This window comes from Photorhabdus viridis (assembly GCF_040256935.1).
Classification (GTDB): domain Bacteria; phylum Pseudomonadota; class Gammaproteobacteria; order Enterobacterales; family Enterobacteriaceae; genus Photorhabdus; species Photorhabdus viridis.
In genome coordinates this window covers 17437-33284 of the sequence record NZ_JBEJZY010000051.1, presented here as the reverse complement: position 1 = coordinate 33284, position 15848 = coordinate 17437, and the positions used below count along the sequence as shown (strand labels likewise).

General features: G+C 45.5%; 15 protein-coding genes. 13 read left to right on the top strand and 2 right to left on the bottom strand.

Going from position 1 to position 15848, the window contains the following annotated elements; all coding sequences use genetic code 11:
- The 9 genes from ABR397_RS18850 to rpoC all read left to right on the top strand — a co-directional run.
- A partial coding sequence (locus ABR397_RS18850; protein ID WP_350307077.1) for an EF-Tu C-terminal domain-related protein occupies positions 1-115 on the top strand: 115 nt, incomplete at its 5' end.
- 273 nt (positions 116-388) lie between these two features.
- Positions 389-772, top strand: coding sequence for a preprotein translocase subunit SecE (gene secE, locus ABR397_RS18845; RefSeq protein WP_021322887.1), 384 nt, complete (start codon positions 389-391; stop codon positions 770-772).
- A gap of 1 nt (position 773) precedes the next feature.
- Positions 774-1319 carry a transcription termination/antitermination protein NusG gene (nusG, locus tag ABR397_RS18840; RefSeq protein WP_011144820.1) on the top strand — a complete coding sequence of 182 codons (546 nt, stop codon included), beginning with the start codon at positions 774-776 and terminating at the stop codon, positions 1317-1319.
- Positions 1320-1476: 157 nt separating this feature from the next.
- Positions 1477-1905: a 50S ribosomal protein L11 gene (gene rplK, locus ABR397_RS18835; RefSeq protein WP_021322885.1), complete on the top strand. Its 429-nt coding sequence runs from the start codon at positions 1477-1479 to the stop codon at positions 1903-1905.
- 3 nt (positions 1906-1908) lie between these two features.
- Positions 1909-2610, top strand: a complete 702-nt coding sequence (rplA, locus tag ABR397_RS18830) for a 50S ribosomal protein L1 (RefSeq protein ID WP_350307074.1) — start codon at positions 1909-1911, stop codon at positions 2608-2610.
- 309 nt (positions 2611-2919) lie between these two features.
- Entirely contained in the window at positions 2920-3417 is a 498-nt protein-coding gene (gene rplJ, locus ABR397_RS18825; RefSeq protein ID WP_046974279.1) for a 50S ribosomal protein L10, read from the top strand.
- Between the two features lie 63 nt (positions 3418-3480).
- Positions 3481-3846, top strand: a complete 366-nt coding sequence (gene rplL / locus ABR397_RS18820) for a 50S ribosomal protein L7/L12 (RefSeq protein WP_350307073.1) — start codon at positions 3481-3483, stop codon at positions 3844-3846.
- Positions 3847-4185: 339 nt separating this feature from the next.
- On the top strand, positions 4186-8214 hold the full coding sequence (gene rpoB, locus ABR397_RS18815) for a DNA-directed RNA polymerase subunit beta (RefSeq protein WP_046974277.1): 4029 nt from the start codon (positions 4186-4188) through the stop codon (positions 8212-8214).
- A 130-nt stretch (positions 8215-8344) separates the two neighbouring features.
- Positions 8345-12565, top strand: a complete 4221-nt coding sequence (rpoC, locus tag ABR397_RS18810) for a DNA-directed RNA polymerase subunit beta' (RefSeq protein ID WP_350307072.1) — start codon at positions 8345-8347, stop codon at positions 12563-12565.
- A 271-nt stretch (positions 12566-12836) separates the two neighbouring features.
- On the opposite strand, the gene ABR397_RS18805 is transcribed toward rpoC, so the two are convergent.
- A complete protein-coding gene (locus ABR397_RS18805) occupies positions 12837-13139 on the bottom strand; it encodes a helix-turn-helix domain-containing protein (protein WP_350307071.1) in 303 nt (100 codons plus the stop codon).
- Positions 13140-13144: 5 nt separating this feature from the next.
- Positions 13145-13504, bottom strand: coding sequence for a type II toxin-antitoxin system RelE/ParE family toxin (locus ABR397_RS18800; RefSeq protein WP_350307076.1), 360 nt, complete (start codon positions 13502-13504; stop codon positions 13145-13147).
- Positions 13505-13646: 142 nt separating this feature from the next.
- Here ABR397_RS18800 and ABR397_RS18795 point away from each other — a divergent pair, with 142 nt between their 5' ends.
- The 4 genes from ABR397_RS18795 (at position 13647) to ABR397_RS18780 (ending at position 15848) form a co-directional block, all read left to right on the top strand.
- Complete coding sequence (locus ABR397_RS18795; RefSeq protein ID WP_112879326.1) at positions 13647-13970, top strand: type II toxin-antitoxin system RelE/ParE family toxin; 324 nt, start codon at positions 13647-13649, stop codon at positions 13968-13970.
- Positions 13957-14238, top strand: coding sequence for a helix-turn-helix domain-containing protein (locus ABR397_RS18790; protein ID WP_012776543.1), 282 nt, complete (start codon positions 13957-13959; stop codon positions 14236-14238). Before ABR397_RS18795 ends, ABR397_RS18790 begins: the two co-directional genes overlap by 14 nt.
- 123 nt (positions 14239-14361) lie before the next feature.
- The gene (locus ABR397_RS18785; RefSeq protein WP_350307070.1) at positions 14362-14565 is read left to right on the top strand and encodes a helix-turn-helix transcriptional regulator; all 204 of its coding nucleotides are present in this window, start codon (positions 14362-14364) and stop codon (positions 14563-14565) included.
- Between the two features lie 404 nt (positions 14566-14969).
- The gene (locus ABR397_RS18780; protein WP_350307069.1) at positions 14970-15848 is read left to right on the top strand and encodes a hypothetical protein; all 879 of its coding nucleotides are present in this window, start codon (positions 14970-14972) and stop codon (positions 15846-15848) included.

Here is a 15848-nt window from a genome sequence, read left to right as displayed (position 1 = left end):
TCAGATGGTCGTTACCCTGATTGCACCAATCGCGATGGACCAGGGTCTGCGCTTCGCAATCCGTGAAGGTGGCCGTACAGTAGGTGCTGGTGTTGTTGCTAAAGTTATCGCATAATTTTTTGATGTGATTACTCTAAAAGGGCATCAACTGATGCCCTTTTTGTACGTTGTTTTATAAGAACCTATCTCATCAATAGTTGTTTTTAATTATTGGTGAGATAGGCTCTGATACAACGAATTGGCTATATATCTCTCAGATATACAATGTCATACTGAATTATGGCGCCAAGTCAGATACAATCACTCAAATTTTTTGGTTCGGTCTGATTTGTTTTGCTCTTGCGAGGCAAGCTGGCTATCTATTTAAATCATAGTTACAGGTTGGTTTATGAGTGCGAATAGCGATGCTCAAGAAAGCAGGCGCGGTCTTGAGGTAATGAAATGGCTATTAGTGGCAGCTTTATTAACAGCTGCTATCGTTGGTAACTACCTTTATCGGGAGTATAGCCTTCCTTTGCGCGCGATAGCGGTTGTTGTTATTGTTGCTCTTGCGGGAGCGGTTGCGCTCTGGACAGCTAAAGGTAAAACCACACTGGCTTTTGCCCGTGAAGCCCGCGTTGAAATGCGCAAAGTCATTTGGCCAACTCGCCAGGAAGCGTTGCACACAACTTTGATTGTGGCGGCAGTGACTGCATTGATGTCTTTGATCCTCTGGGGTCTTGACGGCATCCTGGTGCGTTTAGTTTCATTTATTACAGGCCTGAGGTTCTAAGATGTCGGATTCCCCAAAAAAACGTTGGTATGTCATACAGGCATTCTCCGGGTTTGAAGGTCGTGTTGCACAATCTTTACGTGAACATATCAAACTGCATGATATGGAAGATTCTTTTGGCGAAGTGATGGTGCCAACAGAGGAGGTTGTCGAGATTCGTAGCGGCCAGCGTCGCAAAAGTGAACGCAAATTCTTCCCTGGGTATGTACTGGTACAAATGATTATGAACGATGCAACATGGCATCTTGTTCGCAGCGTACCGCGTGTCATGGGTTTTATCGGTGGTACATCTGACCGCCCGGCACCAATTAGTGATAAAGAAGTTGATGCGATTATGAATCGTCTTCAGCAGGTTGGTGATAAACCACGGCCAAAAACATTGTTCGAACCAGGCGAAATGGTCCGTGTCAGCGATGGCCCATTTGCAGACTTTAATGGTGTTGTGGAAGAAGTCGACTACGAGAAAAGCCGCTTGAAGGTATCGGTTTCTATCTTTGGTCGTGCTACACCAGTTGAGCTGGATTTCAGTCAGGTAGAGAAAGCTTGATTTTTTAGGCATATCTTTTGCTGGCTTGCAATAGGCGTGAAATTAACATACAATTTCGCGCCTTTTGTTTTTAGTGGTCTGGCCTGAGAAGGCGGGACTGAAATGACAGGGGAGCCTTTTGAACAAGGCGATATCACCCACACAGAGGAAATTATCAATGGCTAAGAAAGTACAAGCCTATGTCAAGTTGCAAGTTGCAGCTGGTATGGCTAACCCAAGCCCTCCAGTAGGTCCTGCTTTAGGTCAGCAGGGTGTTAACATCATGGAATTCTGTAAGGCGTTCAATGCTAAAACTGACAGCATTGAAAAAGGCTTGCCAATTCCTGTTGTGATCACTGTTTATTCCGATCGCTCGTTTACTTTCGTTACCAAAACCCCACCAGCCGCTGTTCTGCTGAAAAAAGCCGCTGGTGTTAAATCAGGTTCCGGCAAACCGAATAAAGATAAAGTTGGTAAAGTAACCAGCGCTCAGATTCGTGAAATTGCTGAAACTAAAGCTGCGGATATGACTGGTGCTGATGTTGACGCAATGATGCGTTCAATCGAAGGTACTGCTCGTTCCATGGGCCTGGTAGTGGAGGGTTAATCGATGGCTAAACTGACCAAGCGCATGCGCACAATTCGTGAAAAAGTTGATGCAACTAAGCAGTATGACATTAACGAAGCCATTGTTCTTCTGAAAGAACTGGCAACTGCTAAATTCGTAGAAAGCGTTGACGTTGCTGTTAATCTCGGCATCGACGCTCGTAAATCTGACCAGAACGTACGTGGTGCAACTGTATTGCCTCACGGTACTGGCCGTTCCGTTCGTGTAGCTGTATTTACCCAGGGTGCAAACGCTGAAGCTGCTAAAGCGGCTGGCGCTGAACTGGTAGGTATGGAAGACCTGGCTGAACAGGTTAAAAAAGGCGAAATGGACTTTGACGTTGTTATCGCATCGCCAGATGCAATGCGCGTTGTTGGTCAATTAGGTCAAATCTTGGGCCCACGTGGCCTGATGCCAAACCCTAAAGTGGGTACTGTAACGCCTAACGTCGCTGAAGCTGTTCAGAATGCTAAAGCAGGCCAGGTTCGTTACCGTAACGATAAAAACGGCATTATCCACACCACCATCGGTAAAGTTGACTTCGACGCTGACAAACTGAAAGAAAACTTGGAAGCACTGCTGGTTGCGCTGAAAAAAGCAAAACCATCTTCTGCTAAGGGTATTTTCATTAAGAAAGTTAGCCTGTCCACTACTATGGGCGCAGGTGTAGCGATTGACCAGTCTGGTCTGAGCGCTTCAGTTTAATTTGAACTGAATGTGATTATCGCTTTACCTTGGCGTCAGATTTGTCTAGAATTTGGCGCCTTATGTTTGGTTAATAGATTATTTATTAGCTAAACAAACAATTTTCGGTTGGAGCTTGGCCTAATCCAAGCCCCGTCCAAGACCGCAGGTGTAAGTGATTACTTAATATCCCTGCGTAGACGGTGACAGAGCCAAATGAAATTTATTTCTGGATTCTGCTCACCGTGTTTTAGAGCTCAGACATCTTGTTGGTGTTATGAGTGATGTGAGTTCCGGGTTTTTCCCGGTTAATCCAGGAGCAAGAAGCTAATGGCACTAAATCTTCAAGACAAACAAGCGATTGTTGCTGAAGTCAGCGAAGTAGCCAAAGGCGCGCTGTCTGCGGTTGTTGCGGATTCCCGTGGCGTTACTGTAGGTAAAATGACTGAACTGCGTAAAGCAGGTCGCGAAGCTGGCGTTTATATCCGTGTTGTTCGTAACACACTGATCCGCCGTGCTGTGGAAGGTACTGCCTATGAGTGCCTGAAAGAAGCGTTTATCGGTCCAACCTTGATTGCTTTCTCTAACGAACATCCGGGCGCAGCTGCTCGTTTGTTCAAAGAGTTCGCGAAAGCGAATCCAGCATTCGAGATTAAAGCAGCAGCCTTTGAAGGTGAGTTTATTTCCGCGGCCAATATTGACCGTCTGGCAACACTCCCAACTTACGAAGAAGCAATCGCACGCCTGATGTCAACCATGAAAGAAGCCGTTGCAGGCAAGCTGGTTCGTACACTGGCAGCGTTACGCGAGCAGAGAGAAGCAGTTTAATTGCCAATTTCCTTCGTTGCTTTTTAACGTATAAATTATTTCTGAATTTTAGGAACACTTGTTATGTCTATCAATAAAGAACAAATTCTGGACGCAGTTGCAACAATGTCCGTCATGGATGTTGTTGAACTGATCACTGCAATGGAAGACAAATTCGGCGTTTCTGCTGCTGCGGCTGTAGCTGTAGTTGCCGGCGCTGCTGAAGCGGTTGAAGAGCAAACTGAGTTTGACGTTGTTCTGTCTTCTATCGGCGGTAACAAAGTTGCTGTTATCAAGGCAGTACGCGGCGCAACTGGCCTGGGTCTGAAAGAAGCGAAAGACCTGGTTGAAAGCGCTCCAGCTGTACTGAAAGAAGCTATCAGCAAAGATGACGCTGAAACACTGAAAAAATCTCTGGAAGAAGCTGGTGCTTCTGTTGAGATTAAGTAAGTTCAGTTTTGAGTTAGCAGCCTGACTTTAAAGGCTGACGGCTGGTGATTTATTGATCACCAGCCTTTTTGCGCTGTAGGGCATTAGTAGCATTTCCACTGTTTGGCTGCTAATTAACCCCCAAATACTTTTTCCTATTGACGACTTAATATACTGCGCTCTCAGCTACGATCCACTCGGGTAGCTCGGTAGTAAGGTAGCGCAATGAAATGATTTAAGAGTAATAGTAATGGGTATTACAGAAAATAATTCAATTTTCTGTTCGAAAAAACAGTGTCGTAAAGAGCTGTCCTTTAGGGCGGACAGAGTGGGTCACTGATCAGCGAGCTGAGGAACCCTATGGTTTACTCCTATACCGAGAAAAAACGTATTCGTAAGGATTTTGGTAAGCGTCCACAAGTTTTGGATGTACCTTATCTCCTTTCTATCCAACTTGACTCGTTCCAGAAATTTATCGAGCAAGATCCAGAAGGCCAGAATGGTTTAGAAGCGGCATTCCGTTCTGTATTCCCAATTCAGAGCTACAGCGGCAGTTCGGAGCTGCAATACGTTAGCTACCGTCTTGGTGAGCCAGTGTTTGATGTTAAAGAGTGTCAGATTCGTGGTGTCACTTATTCTGCACCTCTGCGCGTTAAACTGCGTCTGGTCATCTATGAACGTGAAGCACCGGAAGGCACAGTCAAAGACATCAAAGAACAAGAAGTCTACATGGGTGAAATTCCGCTCATGACTGACAACGGTACTTTTGTTATCAATGGTACTGAGAGGGTTATTGTCTCCCAGTTACATCGTAGTCCTGGTGTATTCTTTGACAGCGATAAGGGTAAAACTCACTCATCCGGTAAAGTGCTGTATAACGCACGTATTATCCCTTACCGTGGTTCTTGGTTAGATTTCGAATTCGATCCAAAAGATAACCTGTTTGTGCGTATTGACCGTCGCCGTAAATTGCCGGCAACTATTATTCTGCGTGCAATGGATTACAGCACTGAAAACATCCTGAATCTGTTCTTCAGTAAGACTGTTTTCGAAATTCGTGACAACAAACTCCAGATGACACTGGTGCCAGAGCGTCTGCGTGGTGAAACGGCTTCTTTTGATATTGAAGCAAACGGCAAAGTTTATGTTGAAAAAGGCCGTCGTATTACCGCACGTCATATCCGCCAGTTAGAAAAAGACGAAGTGAACCGTATTGAGGTTCCGGTTGAATACATCGCGGGTAAAGTTGTTGCAAGAGATTACATTGATGTCAACACAGGTGAAATTATCTGTGCGGCTAACATGGAACTCTCTTTGGATCTGCTGGCACGTTTGAGCCAGGCTGGTCATAAATCTATCGAAACCCTGTTTACCAACGATTTGGATCACGGTGCATATATCTCCGAGACTCTTCGTGTTGACCCAACCAATGATCGTTTGAGCGCTTTGGTTGAGATTTATCGCATGATGCGTCCTGGCGAGCCACCAACGCGTGAAGCAGCAGAAAATCTGTTTGAAAACCTGTTCTTCTCAGAAGATCGTTATGATCTTTCTGCGGTTGGCCGTATGAAATTCAACCGTTCATTGAGCCGTGAAGAAGTTGAAGGCTCTGGTATCCTGAGTAAAGATGACATCATTGATGTCATGAAAAAACTCATTGATATCCGTAACGGTAAAGGCGAAGTCGACGATATTGACCACTTAGGCAACCGTCGTATCCGCTCTGTGGGTGAAATGGCGGAAAACCAGTTCCGTGTTGGTCTGGTACGTGTTGAGCGTGCGGTTAAAGAGCGTCTGTCTTTGGGTGATCTGGATACCCTGATGCCTCAGGACATGATCAACGCTAAGCCGATTTCAGCCGCAGTGAAAGAGTTCTTTGGTTCCAGCCAGCTGTCTCAGTTTATGGATCAAAACAACCCGCTTTCTGAAATCACTCACAAACGCCGTATTTCTGCGTTAGGCCCAGGTGGCTTGACCCGTGAGCGTGCGGGCTTCGAAGTGCGTGACGTACATCCAACTCACTATGGTCGTGTATGTCCAATTGAAACCCCGGAAGGTCCGAACATCGGTCTGATTAACTCATTGTCTGTGTATGCGCAGACTAATGAGTATGGTTTCCTTGAAACCCCATACCGTCTGGTTCGTGATGGTGTTGTCACTGATGAAATTCATTACTTGTCTGCGATTGAAGAAGGTAACTTCGTTATCGCACAGGCAAACACCGTATTGGACGATGAAGGTCACTTCGTTGAAGATCTGATAACCTGCCGTAACTATGGCGAATCCAGCTTATTCAACCGTGAACAGGTTGAATATATGGACGTTTCCACTCAACAGGTGGTTTCCGTCGGTGCTTCCTTGATCCCATTCCTGGAACACGATGACGCAAACCGTGCATTGATGGGTGCAAACATGCAACGTCAGGCTGTTCCTACATTGCGCGCTGACAAGCCGCTGGTAGGTACAGGTATGGAACGTGCTGTAGCAGTTGACTCAGGTGTAACTTCCGTAGCTAAACGCGGCGGCGTGGTTCAGTACGTTGATGCATCCCGTATCGTTATCAAAGTAAACGAAGACGAAATGTATCCGGGTGAAGCTGGTATCGATATCTATAACCTGACTAAATACACCCGTTCTAACCAGAACACCTGCATTAACCAAATGCCATGTGTTTCTCTGGGCGAACCAGTAGAACGCGGTGACGTACTGGCTGACGGTCCATCCACTGACCTGGGTGAATTGGCGTTAGGTCAGAACATGCGCGTAGCGTTCATGCCGTGGAATGGTTATAACTTCGAGGACTCCATCCTCGTTTCTGAGCGTGTCGTTCAGGAAGATCGTTTTACAACCATTCACATCCAGGAACTGGCTTGTGTGTCTCGTGATACCAAATTAGGGCCTGAAGAGATCACAGCTGACATTCCTAACGTGGGTGAAGCTGCACTCTCCAAACTGGATGAATCCGGTATTGTTTATATTGGTGCGGAAGTTACCGGTGGTGACATTCTGGTTGGTAAAGTGACGCCTAAAGGTGAAACTCAGCTGACGCCGGAAGAAAAACTGCTGCGTGCTATCTTCGGTGAGAAAGCGTCTGATGTTAAAGACTCTTCTCTGCGCGTACCAAATGGCGTATCCGGTACGGTTATCGACGTACAGGTATTTACCCGCGACGGCGTTGAAAAAGATAAACGTGCTCTGGAAATCGAAGAGATGCAACTGCGTCAGGCTAAGAAAGACCTGACAGAAGAGTTGCGAATCTTTGAAGCCGGCTTGTTTGCCCGTATCCGTTCTGTCCTGATTTCTGGCGGCATCGAAGCTGAGAAATTGGATAAGCTGCCTCGTGAGCGTTGGTTAGAACTGGGTCTGGCTGATGAAGAAAAACAGAATCAGTTGGAACAGTTGGCTGAACAGTATGACGAACTGAAAACTGAGTTCGAGAAAAAACTGGACGCTAAACGTCGTAAGATCACTCAGGGCGATGACTTAGCGCCGGGTGTGCTGAAAATCGTTAAAGTTTATCTGGCGGTTAAGCGTCAGATTCAGCCTGGTGATAAGATGGCGGGCCGCCACGGTAACAAGGGTGTTATCTCCAAGATCAACCCGATCGAAGATATGCCTTACGATGAAAACGGCACTCCGGTAGATATCGTACTGAACCCGCTGGGCGTACCATCACGTATGAACATTGGTCAGATCCTGGAAACTCACTTGGGGATGGCTGCGAAAGGTATTGGCGACAAGATTAACGCGATGCTGAAACAGCAGCAGGAAGTCGCCAAACTGCGTGAATTTATCCAGAAAGCTTATGACCTGGGTGATGAAACCCGTCAGAAAGTTGATCTGAACACTTTCTCTGATGAAGAAGTTATGCGTTTGGCAGAAAACCTGAAAAAAGGTATGCCAATTGCAACACCAGTATTTGATGGTGCGAAAGAGAAAGAAATTAAAGAACTGCTGAAACTGGGTGACTTGCCAACTTCTGGGCAAATTACCCTGTTTGATGGTCGTACTGGTGAGCAATTCGAACGTCAGGTTACTGTTGGCTACATGTATATGCTGAAACTGAACCACTTGGTGGATGACAAAATGCATGCTCGTTCAACCGGTTCGTACAGCCTGGTTACTCAGCAACCGCTGGGTGGTAAGGCGCAGTTCGGTGGTCAACGCTTCGGTGAGATGGAAGTGTGGGCATTGGAAGCATATGGTGCCGCGTACACCTTGCAGGAAATGCTCACCGTCAAGTCCGACGATGTTAACGGCCGTACCAAGATGTATAAAAACATCGTGGATGGCAACCACCAGATGGAACCTGGAATGCCGGAATCCTTCAACGTATTGTTGAAAGAGATCCGCTCTCTGGGTATTAACATCGAGCTGGAAGACGAATAAACCGTATTCCCGCTGGTACTGTCCTGAATGGATATGACGGGCAGTTTACCAGCCAGTGGTTGCACTGGTCATAGGGGAGAGTGGCATGGGCCGCTCTCCTGACAGGTCTAACTCCGACAGGAGCCATTTCGTGAAAGACTTATTGAAGTTTCTGAAAGCGCAAACTAAGACCGAAGAGTTTGATGCGATCAAAATTGCTCTGGCCTCACCAGATATGATCCGTTCGTGGTCATTCGGTGAAGTGAAAAAGCCGGAAACTATTAACTACCGTACGTTCAAACCTGAGCGTGACGGCCTTTTCTGCGCCCGTATTTTCGGACCAGTAAAAGACTATGAGTGCTTGTGTGGTAAATACAAGCGTTTAAAACACCGTGGTGTGATTTGTGAGAAGTGTGGCGTAGAAGTTACCCAGACTAAAGTTCGTCGTGAGCGTATGGGTCACATCGAACTGGCTTCTCCAACGGCGCACATCTGGTTCCTGAAATCATTGCCATCCCGCATCGGTTTGTTGCTGGATATGCCGCTGCGTGATATTGAGCGCGTACTGTACTTCGAATCCTATGTGGTTGTAGAAGGCGGTATGACCAGCTTGGAGCGCAGTCAAATCCTGACAGAAGAACAATACCTGGATGCACTGGAAGAGTTCGGCGATGAATTCGATGCGAAGATGGGCGCGGAAGCTATCCAGTCTTTGCTGAAAAATCTCGATCTGGAAAATGAGTGTGAAACTCTGCGTGAAGAGTTAAATGAAACTAACTCTGAAACTAAACGTAAGAAGTTAACCAAGCGTATTAAGCTGTTGGAAGCGTTTATTCAGTCTGGTAACAAACCAGAATGGATGGTTCTGACCGTTCTGCCAGTTCTGCCGCCTGATTTACGTCCATTGGTTCCATTGGATGGCGGCCGTTTTGCCACTTCGGATCTGAACGATCTGTATCGTCGTGTTATTAACCGTAACAACCGTTTGAAACGCCTGCTGGATCTGGCTGCGCCGGATATCATCGTTCGCAACGAAAAACGTATGTTGCAGGAAGCAGTCGATGCCTTGTTAGATAACGGTCGTCGCGGTCGTGCAATTACCGGTTCTAACAAACGTCCTCTGAAATCCTTGGCTGACATGATCAAGGGTAAACAAGGTCGTTTCCGTCAGAACCTGCTGGGTAAACGTGTTGACTACTCAGGCCGTTCTGTCATCACCGTAGGCCCTTACCTGCGTCTGCATCAGTGTGGTCTGCCTAAAAAGATGGCGCTGGAACTGTTCAAGCCATTCATCTATGGCAAGCTGGAACTGCGTGGTTTAGCGACTACGATTAAAGCAGCCAAAAAGATGGTTGAGCGTGAAGAGGCGGTGGTATGGGATATCTTGGATGAAGTGATTCGTGAACACCCGGTTCTGCTGAACCGTGCACCGACACTTCACCGTTTGGGTATTCAGGCATTCGAACCGGTTCTGATCGAAGGTAAAGCGATTCAGTTGCACCCACTGGTGTGTGCGGCATATAACGCCGACTTCGACGGTGACCAGATGGCTGTTCACGTACCGCTGACACTGGAAGCCCAGTTAGAAGCGCGTGCATTGATGATGTCTACTAACAACATCCTGTCTCCTGCGAGTGGTGAGCCAATCATCGTGCCATCTCAGGACGTTGTTCTGGGTCTGTATTACATGACCCGTGACTGTGTTAACGCTAAAGGCGAAGGCATGGTGCTGACTGGGCCTAAAGAAGCAGAACGCGTATACCGCGCAGGTCTGGCTTCTCTGCATGCCCGTGTTAAAGTTCGTATCTCAGAAGAAGTGAGAGATGGCGAGGGTAATATCACCACCAGCACTGGTCTGGTTGATACTACCATTGGTCGTGCAATCCTGTGGATGATCGTACCAAGAGGCCTGCCTTACTCTCTGGTTAACCAACCACTGGGTAAAAAAGCTATCTCCAGAATGCTCAACACTTGTTACCGTGTGATGGGCCTGAAGCCAACCGTTATCTTTGCTGACCAGATCATGTATACCGGTTTTGCCTACGCTGCACGTTCAGGTGCATCTGTTGGTATTGATGACATGGTTATCCCAGAGAAAAAAGCGGGGATCATTACGGAAGCGGAAGCAGAAGTTGCTGAAATTCAGGAACAGTTCCAGTCTGGTCTGGTAACAGCTGGCGAACGTTATAACAAGGTTATCGATATCTGGGCCGCAGCAAACGAGCGTGTTGCTAAGGCGATGATGGAAAACCTGTCCACTGAGACAGTCATTAACCGTAACGGTGAAGAGGAACAACAGGTCTCCTTCAACAGCATCTTTATGATGGCTGACTCCGGTGCGCGTGGTTCTGCCGCTCAGATCCGTCAGTTGGCGGGGATGCGTGGCCTGATGGCTAAACCAGATGGCTCCATTATCGAAACGCCAATTACCGCGAACTTCCGTGAAGGTTTGAACGTACTCCAGTACTTCATCTCAACCCACGGTGCTCGTAAAGGTTTGGCGGATACCGCACTGAAAACGGCGAACTCTGGTTATTTGACTCGCCGTCTGGTTGACGTGGCGCAGGATCTGGTTGTTACAGAAGACGACTGTGGTACTCACGAAGGTATCCTGATGACGCCGGTTATTGAAGGTGGTGATGTTAAAGAACCACTGCGTGAGCGTGTATTGGGTCGTGTGACGGCAGAAGATGTGCTGAAACCAGGTACGGCTGACATTCTGGTTCCACGTAACACCTTGCTGAACGAAAAATGGTGTGATCTGTTAGAAGAGAGCTCTGTCGACAGCATTAAAGTACGTTCCGTTGTAAGTTGTGAAACTGACTTCGGTGTTTGTGCGAACTGTTATGGCCGTGACCTTGCCCGCGGACACATCATCAATAAAGGCGAAGCTGTTGGTGTTATTGCGGCGCAGTCAATCGGTGAGCCGGGTACACAGCTGACGATGCGTACGTTCCACATCGGTGGTGCGGCATCTCGTGCGGCAGCGGAATCTAGCATTCAGGTTCGTAACAAAGGTAGCCTGAAACTGTTTAACGCGAAATCCGTTACCAACTCCGCAGGTAAGCTGGTGATTACTTCCCGTAACACCGAACTGTGCCTGATCGACGAATTTGGCCGTACTAAAGAAAGCTATAAAGTGCCTTACGGTGCGGTATTGGGTAAAGGTGATGGCGAAGCAGTTAACGGCGGCGAAACCGTTGCTAACTGGGATCCACATACCATGCCGGTAGTCAGTGAAGTATCCGGTATCATCCGTTTCGCTGACATGGTAGATGGTCAGACCATTACCCGTCAGACGGATGAGCTGACAGGTCTGTCTTCACTGGTTGTTCTGGATAGTGCAGAGCGTACCGGTAGTGGTAAAGACTTGCGTCCGGCACTGAAAATCGTTGATGCCAAGGGTGACGATGTATTGATCCCAGGTACTGATATGCCTGCTCAATATTTCCTGCCAGGCAAAGCAATTGTTCAGTTAGACGATGGTGTTAGCATCTCTGCGGGTGATACGTTAGCGCGTATTCCTCAGGAATCCGGCGGTACGAAAGATATTACCGGTGGTCTGCCACGCGTAGCCGACCTGTTCGAAGCACGTCGTCCGAAAGAGCCTGCAATCTTGGCTGAAGTCAGTGGTATTGTCTCCTTCGGTAAAGAAACCAAAGGTAAACGCCGTCTGGTTATCTCCCCATTAGACGGTGGTGATGCTTACGAAGAGATGATCCCTAAATGGCGTCAGCTCAACGTATTCGAAGGTGAGGTTGTTGAGCGCGGTGATGTGATCTCCGATGGTCCAGAGTCTCCACATGATATCTTGCGTCTGCGTGGCGTTCATGCGGTTACCCGTTACATCACCAACGAAGTTCAGGAAGTTTACCGCTTGCAAGGGGTTAAGATTAACGATAAACACATTGAGGTTATCGTTCGTCAGATGCTGCGTAAAGCAACCATCGAAAGTGCAGGTAGTTCCGAATTCCTGGAAGGCGAACAGGTTGAATATGCCCGCGTTAAAGTGGCAAACCGTAAGCTGGAACAGGAAGGTAAAGTCCCTGCAATTTATGGACGTGATCTGTTGGGTATCACTAAAGCATCTCTGGCGACTGAATCCTTCATTTCTGCGGCATCGTTCCAGGAAACGACCCGCGTGCTGACAGAAGCGGCGGTTGCGGGTAAACGTGATGAACTGCGTGGCTTGAAAGAAAACGTTATCGTAGGTCGTCTAATCCCTGCTGGTACCGGTTATGCTTACCATCAGGATCGCATACGTCGTCGCCAGTTGAATGAGTCTGCTGAGGCACCACCAGTGAGTGTCGATGAGGCTACTGCGAACTTGGCAGAACTGTTGAATGCCGGTTTTGGTGGCGATAAGAAGTAATTCTTAGAACACGCTAGCTAATAAATGCCCTCCTTTTGGGAGGGCATTTTAACTTTTTGATAAATTGATAATTTTTACTTGGCGCTCTGTTTTAATCGAGTTCCGTTTACCAAATGGAGCTTGTCACCACGTTAAGAATCCCCCCTCAAGTTTTTCTTTCCTAAAAGCGTTCACTTGCAGACCTTGTTCCTCACAATCATCTGATACGTAAAAAAGTTGATGCGGACATTGATCTTGAATATATCCGCGAGGGTTACCGAAGCGTTTGTGGTTAAACGGAAAATCTGTAGTGGGTACCGTCGGGTAACTCGATATCGAGACGCAGCTTGCTACCCGTTGCCTCAACGTAACGTTTGAGGGAAGACAGTTTCAAGTCGCGGCCAAGCTTCTCCATGTCAGAAACCGTGGGTTGCTTGATGCCAAGAGCCAGAGCTATTTCTCCTTGAGTCTTTTGTACCCGCTCACGAAGATCTGCCAGATGGATGTTTAGCAACATCTCCGTTGCCGCAGTTTGTGTATTGGCAACAACTTCGGGCTTTTCATTTGCTAATATTTGATCAAGAGTTCTTGCCATAGTGTTTACTCCTTTTTTAGCTTTTCCAGATGTGCCGTGAACTCACGGTCAGCAATCGGAATCATCGTTTCATAAAACCGTTTTTCGTTTCCGGTTTTGTTACCGGCGCAAAGCAAAATTCCTCTCCGCTTGGGGTCGAACGCAAAGAATGCTCGGAGCGGGTCGCCTTTGCTTTGGACACGTAATTCTTTCATGTTGCTGTGGCATGAACCGTTCACAGTATCTGCGTATGGTCTGGGCAACATAGGGCCTCTTTCCCGAAGTGCTATTATTGAAGCCAGCATATTGGCCCTGTCGGTGTCATCCAAAGCATCGAACCATGCATCAAAGGTGTCTGTTGTCTCGATAGTTACATGATTACTTATTGTTCAATATAGGTCAAGTGCTATATAGATGGAAATCTATGGTCAAGAAATTTAGTCAGAAATGATATTTCATTAAAATGCAATTTTCCTCTTGATGAAAATTTCCTTTTGGGTTAATTTTTTGCATTAGGAGGAAATTAGAGTGTTTATAGTTAAATACCATGATGAGGCCGAACAAGAAATTAAGTCTTTGCCAGCAAAAGTAGGGGTAAAACTTGTAAGGTTGATTGGAAAGCTAGAAAAAGATCCTCGCTCACTACGTGAACCGGACACAAAACATTTGGGAAATGGTCTTTACGAAATTCGAACAATGGGGGGAGATATAGCACGCGGATTATGGGTATATCAGACAGGAAAGCAAATATATATTCTGCGAGTTTATATAAAGAAAACACAAAAAATCAATCCAAGTGAGATAGCTTTAGCATTTCGCAGATTGGAGGAAATGAAACATGAAGAAATATAAGACACATTCAGAGATTCTGGCAGAAATGATGAAAGACTCTGAATTTAAAGCCGCTTACGAAGCTGAAGAACGTAAGGAAAGATTGCAAGAAACACTTGCAGAGTGGCGTAAGTTTGCTGGACTGACTCGCTCACAAGTTGCGGAAAGAATGGGGGTGACGCCGCCAACGGTGACGAAAATGGAAAATAATGTAACAAAAGCCAGTATAGAAACATTAGTGCGCTATGCGCAAGCCTGTGGTATCCAGAACCCACAAATTACGTTGTAATTTTCTGTGCTAATGGGGTTAGTGCATTACTAACCCTTTTGACTCTATTAATGAAATTCTTGTAAAAGCAAGAGGTAAAATAATCGTGTGAATTAATTCCCCACCTATCTTGGAAAACTGAGTATGACTACACTTGATGAATTGCTTGAAAAACGCAGCCCTGAAAGCCGCCGTAGAATTGCTAAAAAAGTTGATGAAATGAAACGGGAGATAGGGCTTTATCAGATCCGTGAGGCCCGTGATGTTTCACAAACTGAGCTGGCAGCTATGCTTGGGATCAAACAACCAACTGTTGCTAAAATGGAACAGTCTGATAATGACCCTTAAATATTATGGCGTTGTTTCAGTAAAAGCGGCAGAGCCCGTCGTTCTGCCCACTGAGGCTTGTATCACCTTAGCTATATCAGGGATATTATTTGGTATGCAGAAATAGCTCATCATATTTAATTCAGGGGGCTGGTCAATATAATTATTTCATTTAAAGTCCCATCACATAGAATTTATGAAAGATTATTCTCTTTAAAGTACCTATTTTTATCCGTATTCTTGCATGATTGATGAAGACTTCAATTTAATTTTTCAGGATAAATAATCGTAGTTTTTTGCTGTTGGATCTTTAAATTATGATACAGGTCATAAAATACAATATTTCATGATTCATATACTCGGAAATGTATATAAACTAAAAATGAGCAGCAATTGTCGCCAATATGAAATAATGGGGCAAAATAATGGAGAGTGTAATAAACCTAAACTATGAAGATATAACGGAAGAGAATTATATCCTAATTAATAATTTTTACAAGCGTGACATAGGAAGCTTGGATTATTTTATTTGGAAAAACCTGAAAGAAAAGAAATATAATCTTTCTAGTGAGATAAAAGCATTTTTTTATAAAAGAAACGACATATGCTTGTCAATTGTTATAACAAGGAAATGTGAGTTTAGTCTTAAACACCGCCGATTATCCATTAATATGCTTAGTGATTTTGGAGTAGATGAAAGTGTAAAATCACCAACTTTGATAATAGAAAGCGCCAAACAAACCCATCATAATGATATAGATGCGACGGTTTGTTACTCAGATAAAAGAAAGATCAACTGTTATTCAAAGATTTTCGAAAAATACCTATGTAGCAGAGTAAACGTTTTTGATTTTACAGAAATAGTAGTAGAAGGGTGTACTAAAATCGATGTAGACCTGAGAGATTTTAATGAAGTAGATAATATTAATAAAATCAATTTTTTCGGTAGGGAAGTAAATAACAATTGGATTGCTTACTCAAAGCAGTGTCCTCGCTACAGTGATATTAAGTTATTAGCTGTTGGTAAAGAATTAGCGATATTAGGTTTTGATGATACTACGGTAGAGGTGATAGGTTTATCAAACACCGCTCCCGGTACAATTATATCTGTGATTAATTCTTGTCTTGCTATGAGGACAAAATGCAGAATAATCTTACCAAATCCTATTTATTCTGAACTACAAAGCAGACTGAATAAACATAGTATTATAAATAAGTTTAGCATGATGATTGCCTGGCATACCGAAGAAGATTTCAATTTGTGTCATGAAGATATATTTATCAGTAGAATCGACAAACGATAA

What these genes read in the sequence shown, in the direction of transcription:
- rplA (WP_350307074.1), top strand. Translation starts at nt 1,909, where the DNA reads ATGGCTAAACTGACCAAGCGCATGCGCACAATTCGTGAAAAAGTTGAT.
- ABR397_RS18780 (WP_350307069.1), top strand. Translation starts at nt 14,970, where the DNA reads ATGGAGAGTGTAATAAACCTAAACTATGAAGATATAACGGAAGAGAAT.
- rplL (WP_350307073.1), top strand. Translation starts at nt 3,481, where the DNA reads ATGTCTATCAATAAAGAACAAATTCTGGACGCAGTTGCAACAATGTCC.
- ABR397_RS18785 (WP_350307070.1), top strand. Translation starts at nt 14,362, where the DNA reads ATGACTACACTTGATGAATTGCTTGAAAAACGCAGCCCTGAAAGCCGC.
- rplK (WP_021322885.1), top strand. Translation starts at nt 1,477, where the DNA reads ATGGCTAAGAAAGTACAAGCCTATGTCAAGTTGCAAGTTGCAGCTGGT.
- rpoB (WP_046974277.1), top strand. Translation starts at nt 4,186, where the DNA reads ATGGTTTACTCCTATACCGAGAAAAAACGTATTCGTAAGGATTTTGGT.
- nusG (WP_011144820.1), top strand. Translation starts at nt 774, where the DNA reads ATGTCGGATTCCCCAAAAAAACGTTGGTATGTCATACAGGCATTCTCC.
- secE (WP_021322887.1), top strand. Translation starts at nt 389, where the DNA reads ATGAGTGCGAATAGCGATGCTCAAGAAAGCAGGCGCGGTCTTGAGGTA.
- ABR397_RS18790 (WP_012776543.1), top strand. Translation starts at nt 13,957, where the DNA reads ATGAAGAAATATAAGACACATTCAGAGATTCTGGCAGAAATGATGAAA.
- rplJ (WP_046974279.1), top strand. Translation starts at nt 2,920, where the DNA reads ATGGCACTAAATCTTCAAGACAAACAAGCGATTGTTGCTGAAGTCAGC.
- ABR397_RS18805 (WP_350307071.1), bottom strand. Translation starts at nt 13,139, where the DNA reads ATGGCAAGAACTCTTGATCAAATATTAGCAAATGAAAAGCCCGAAGTT.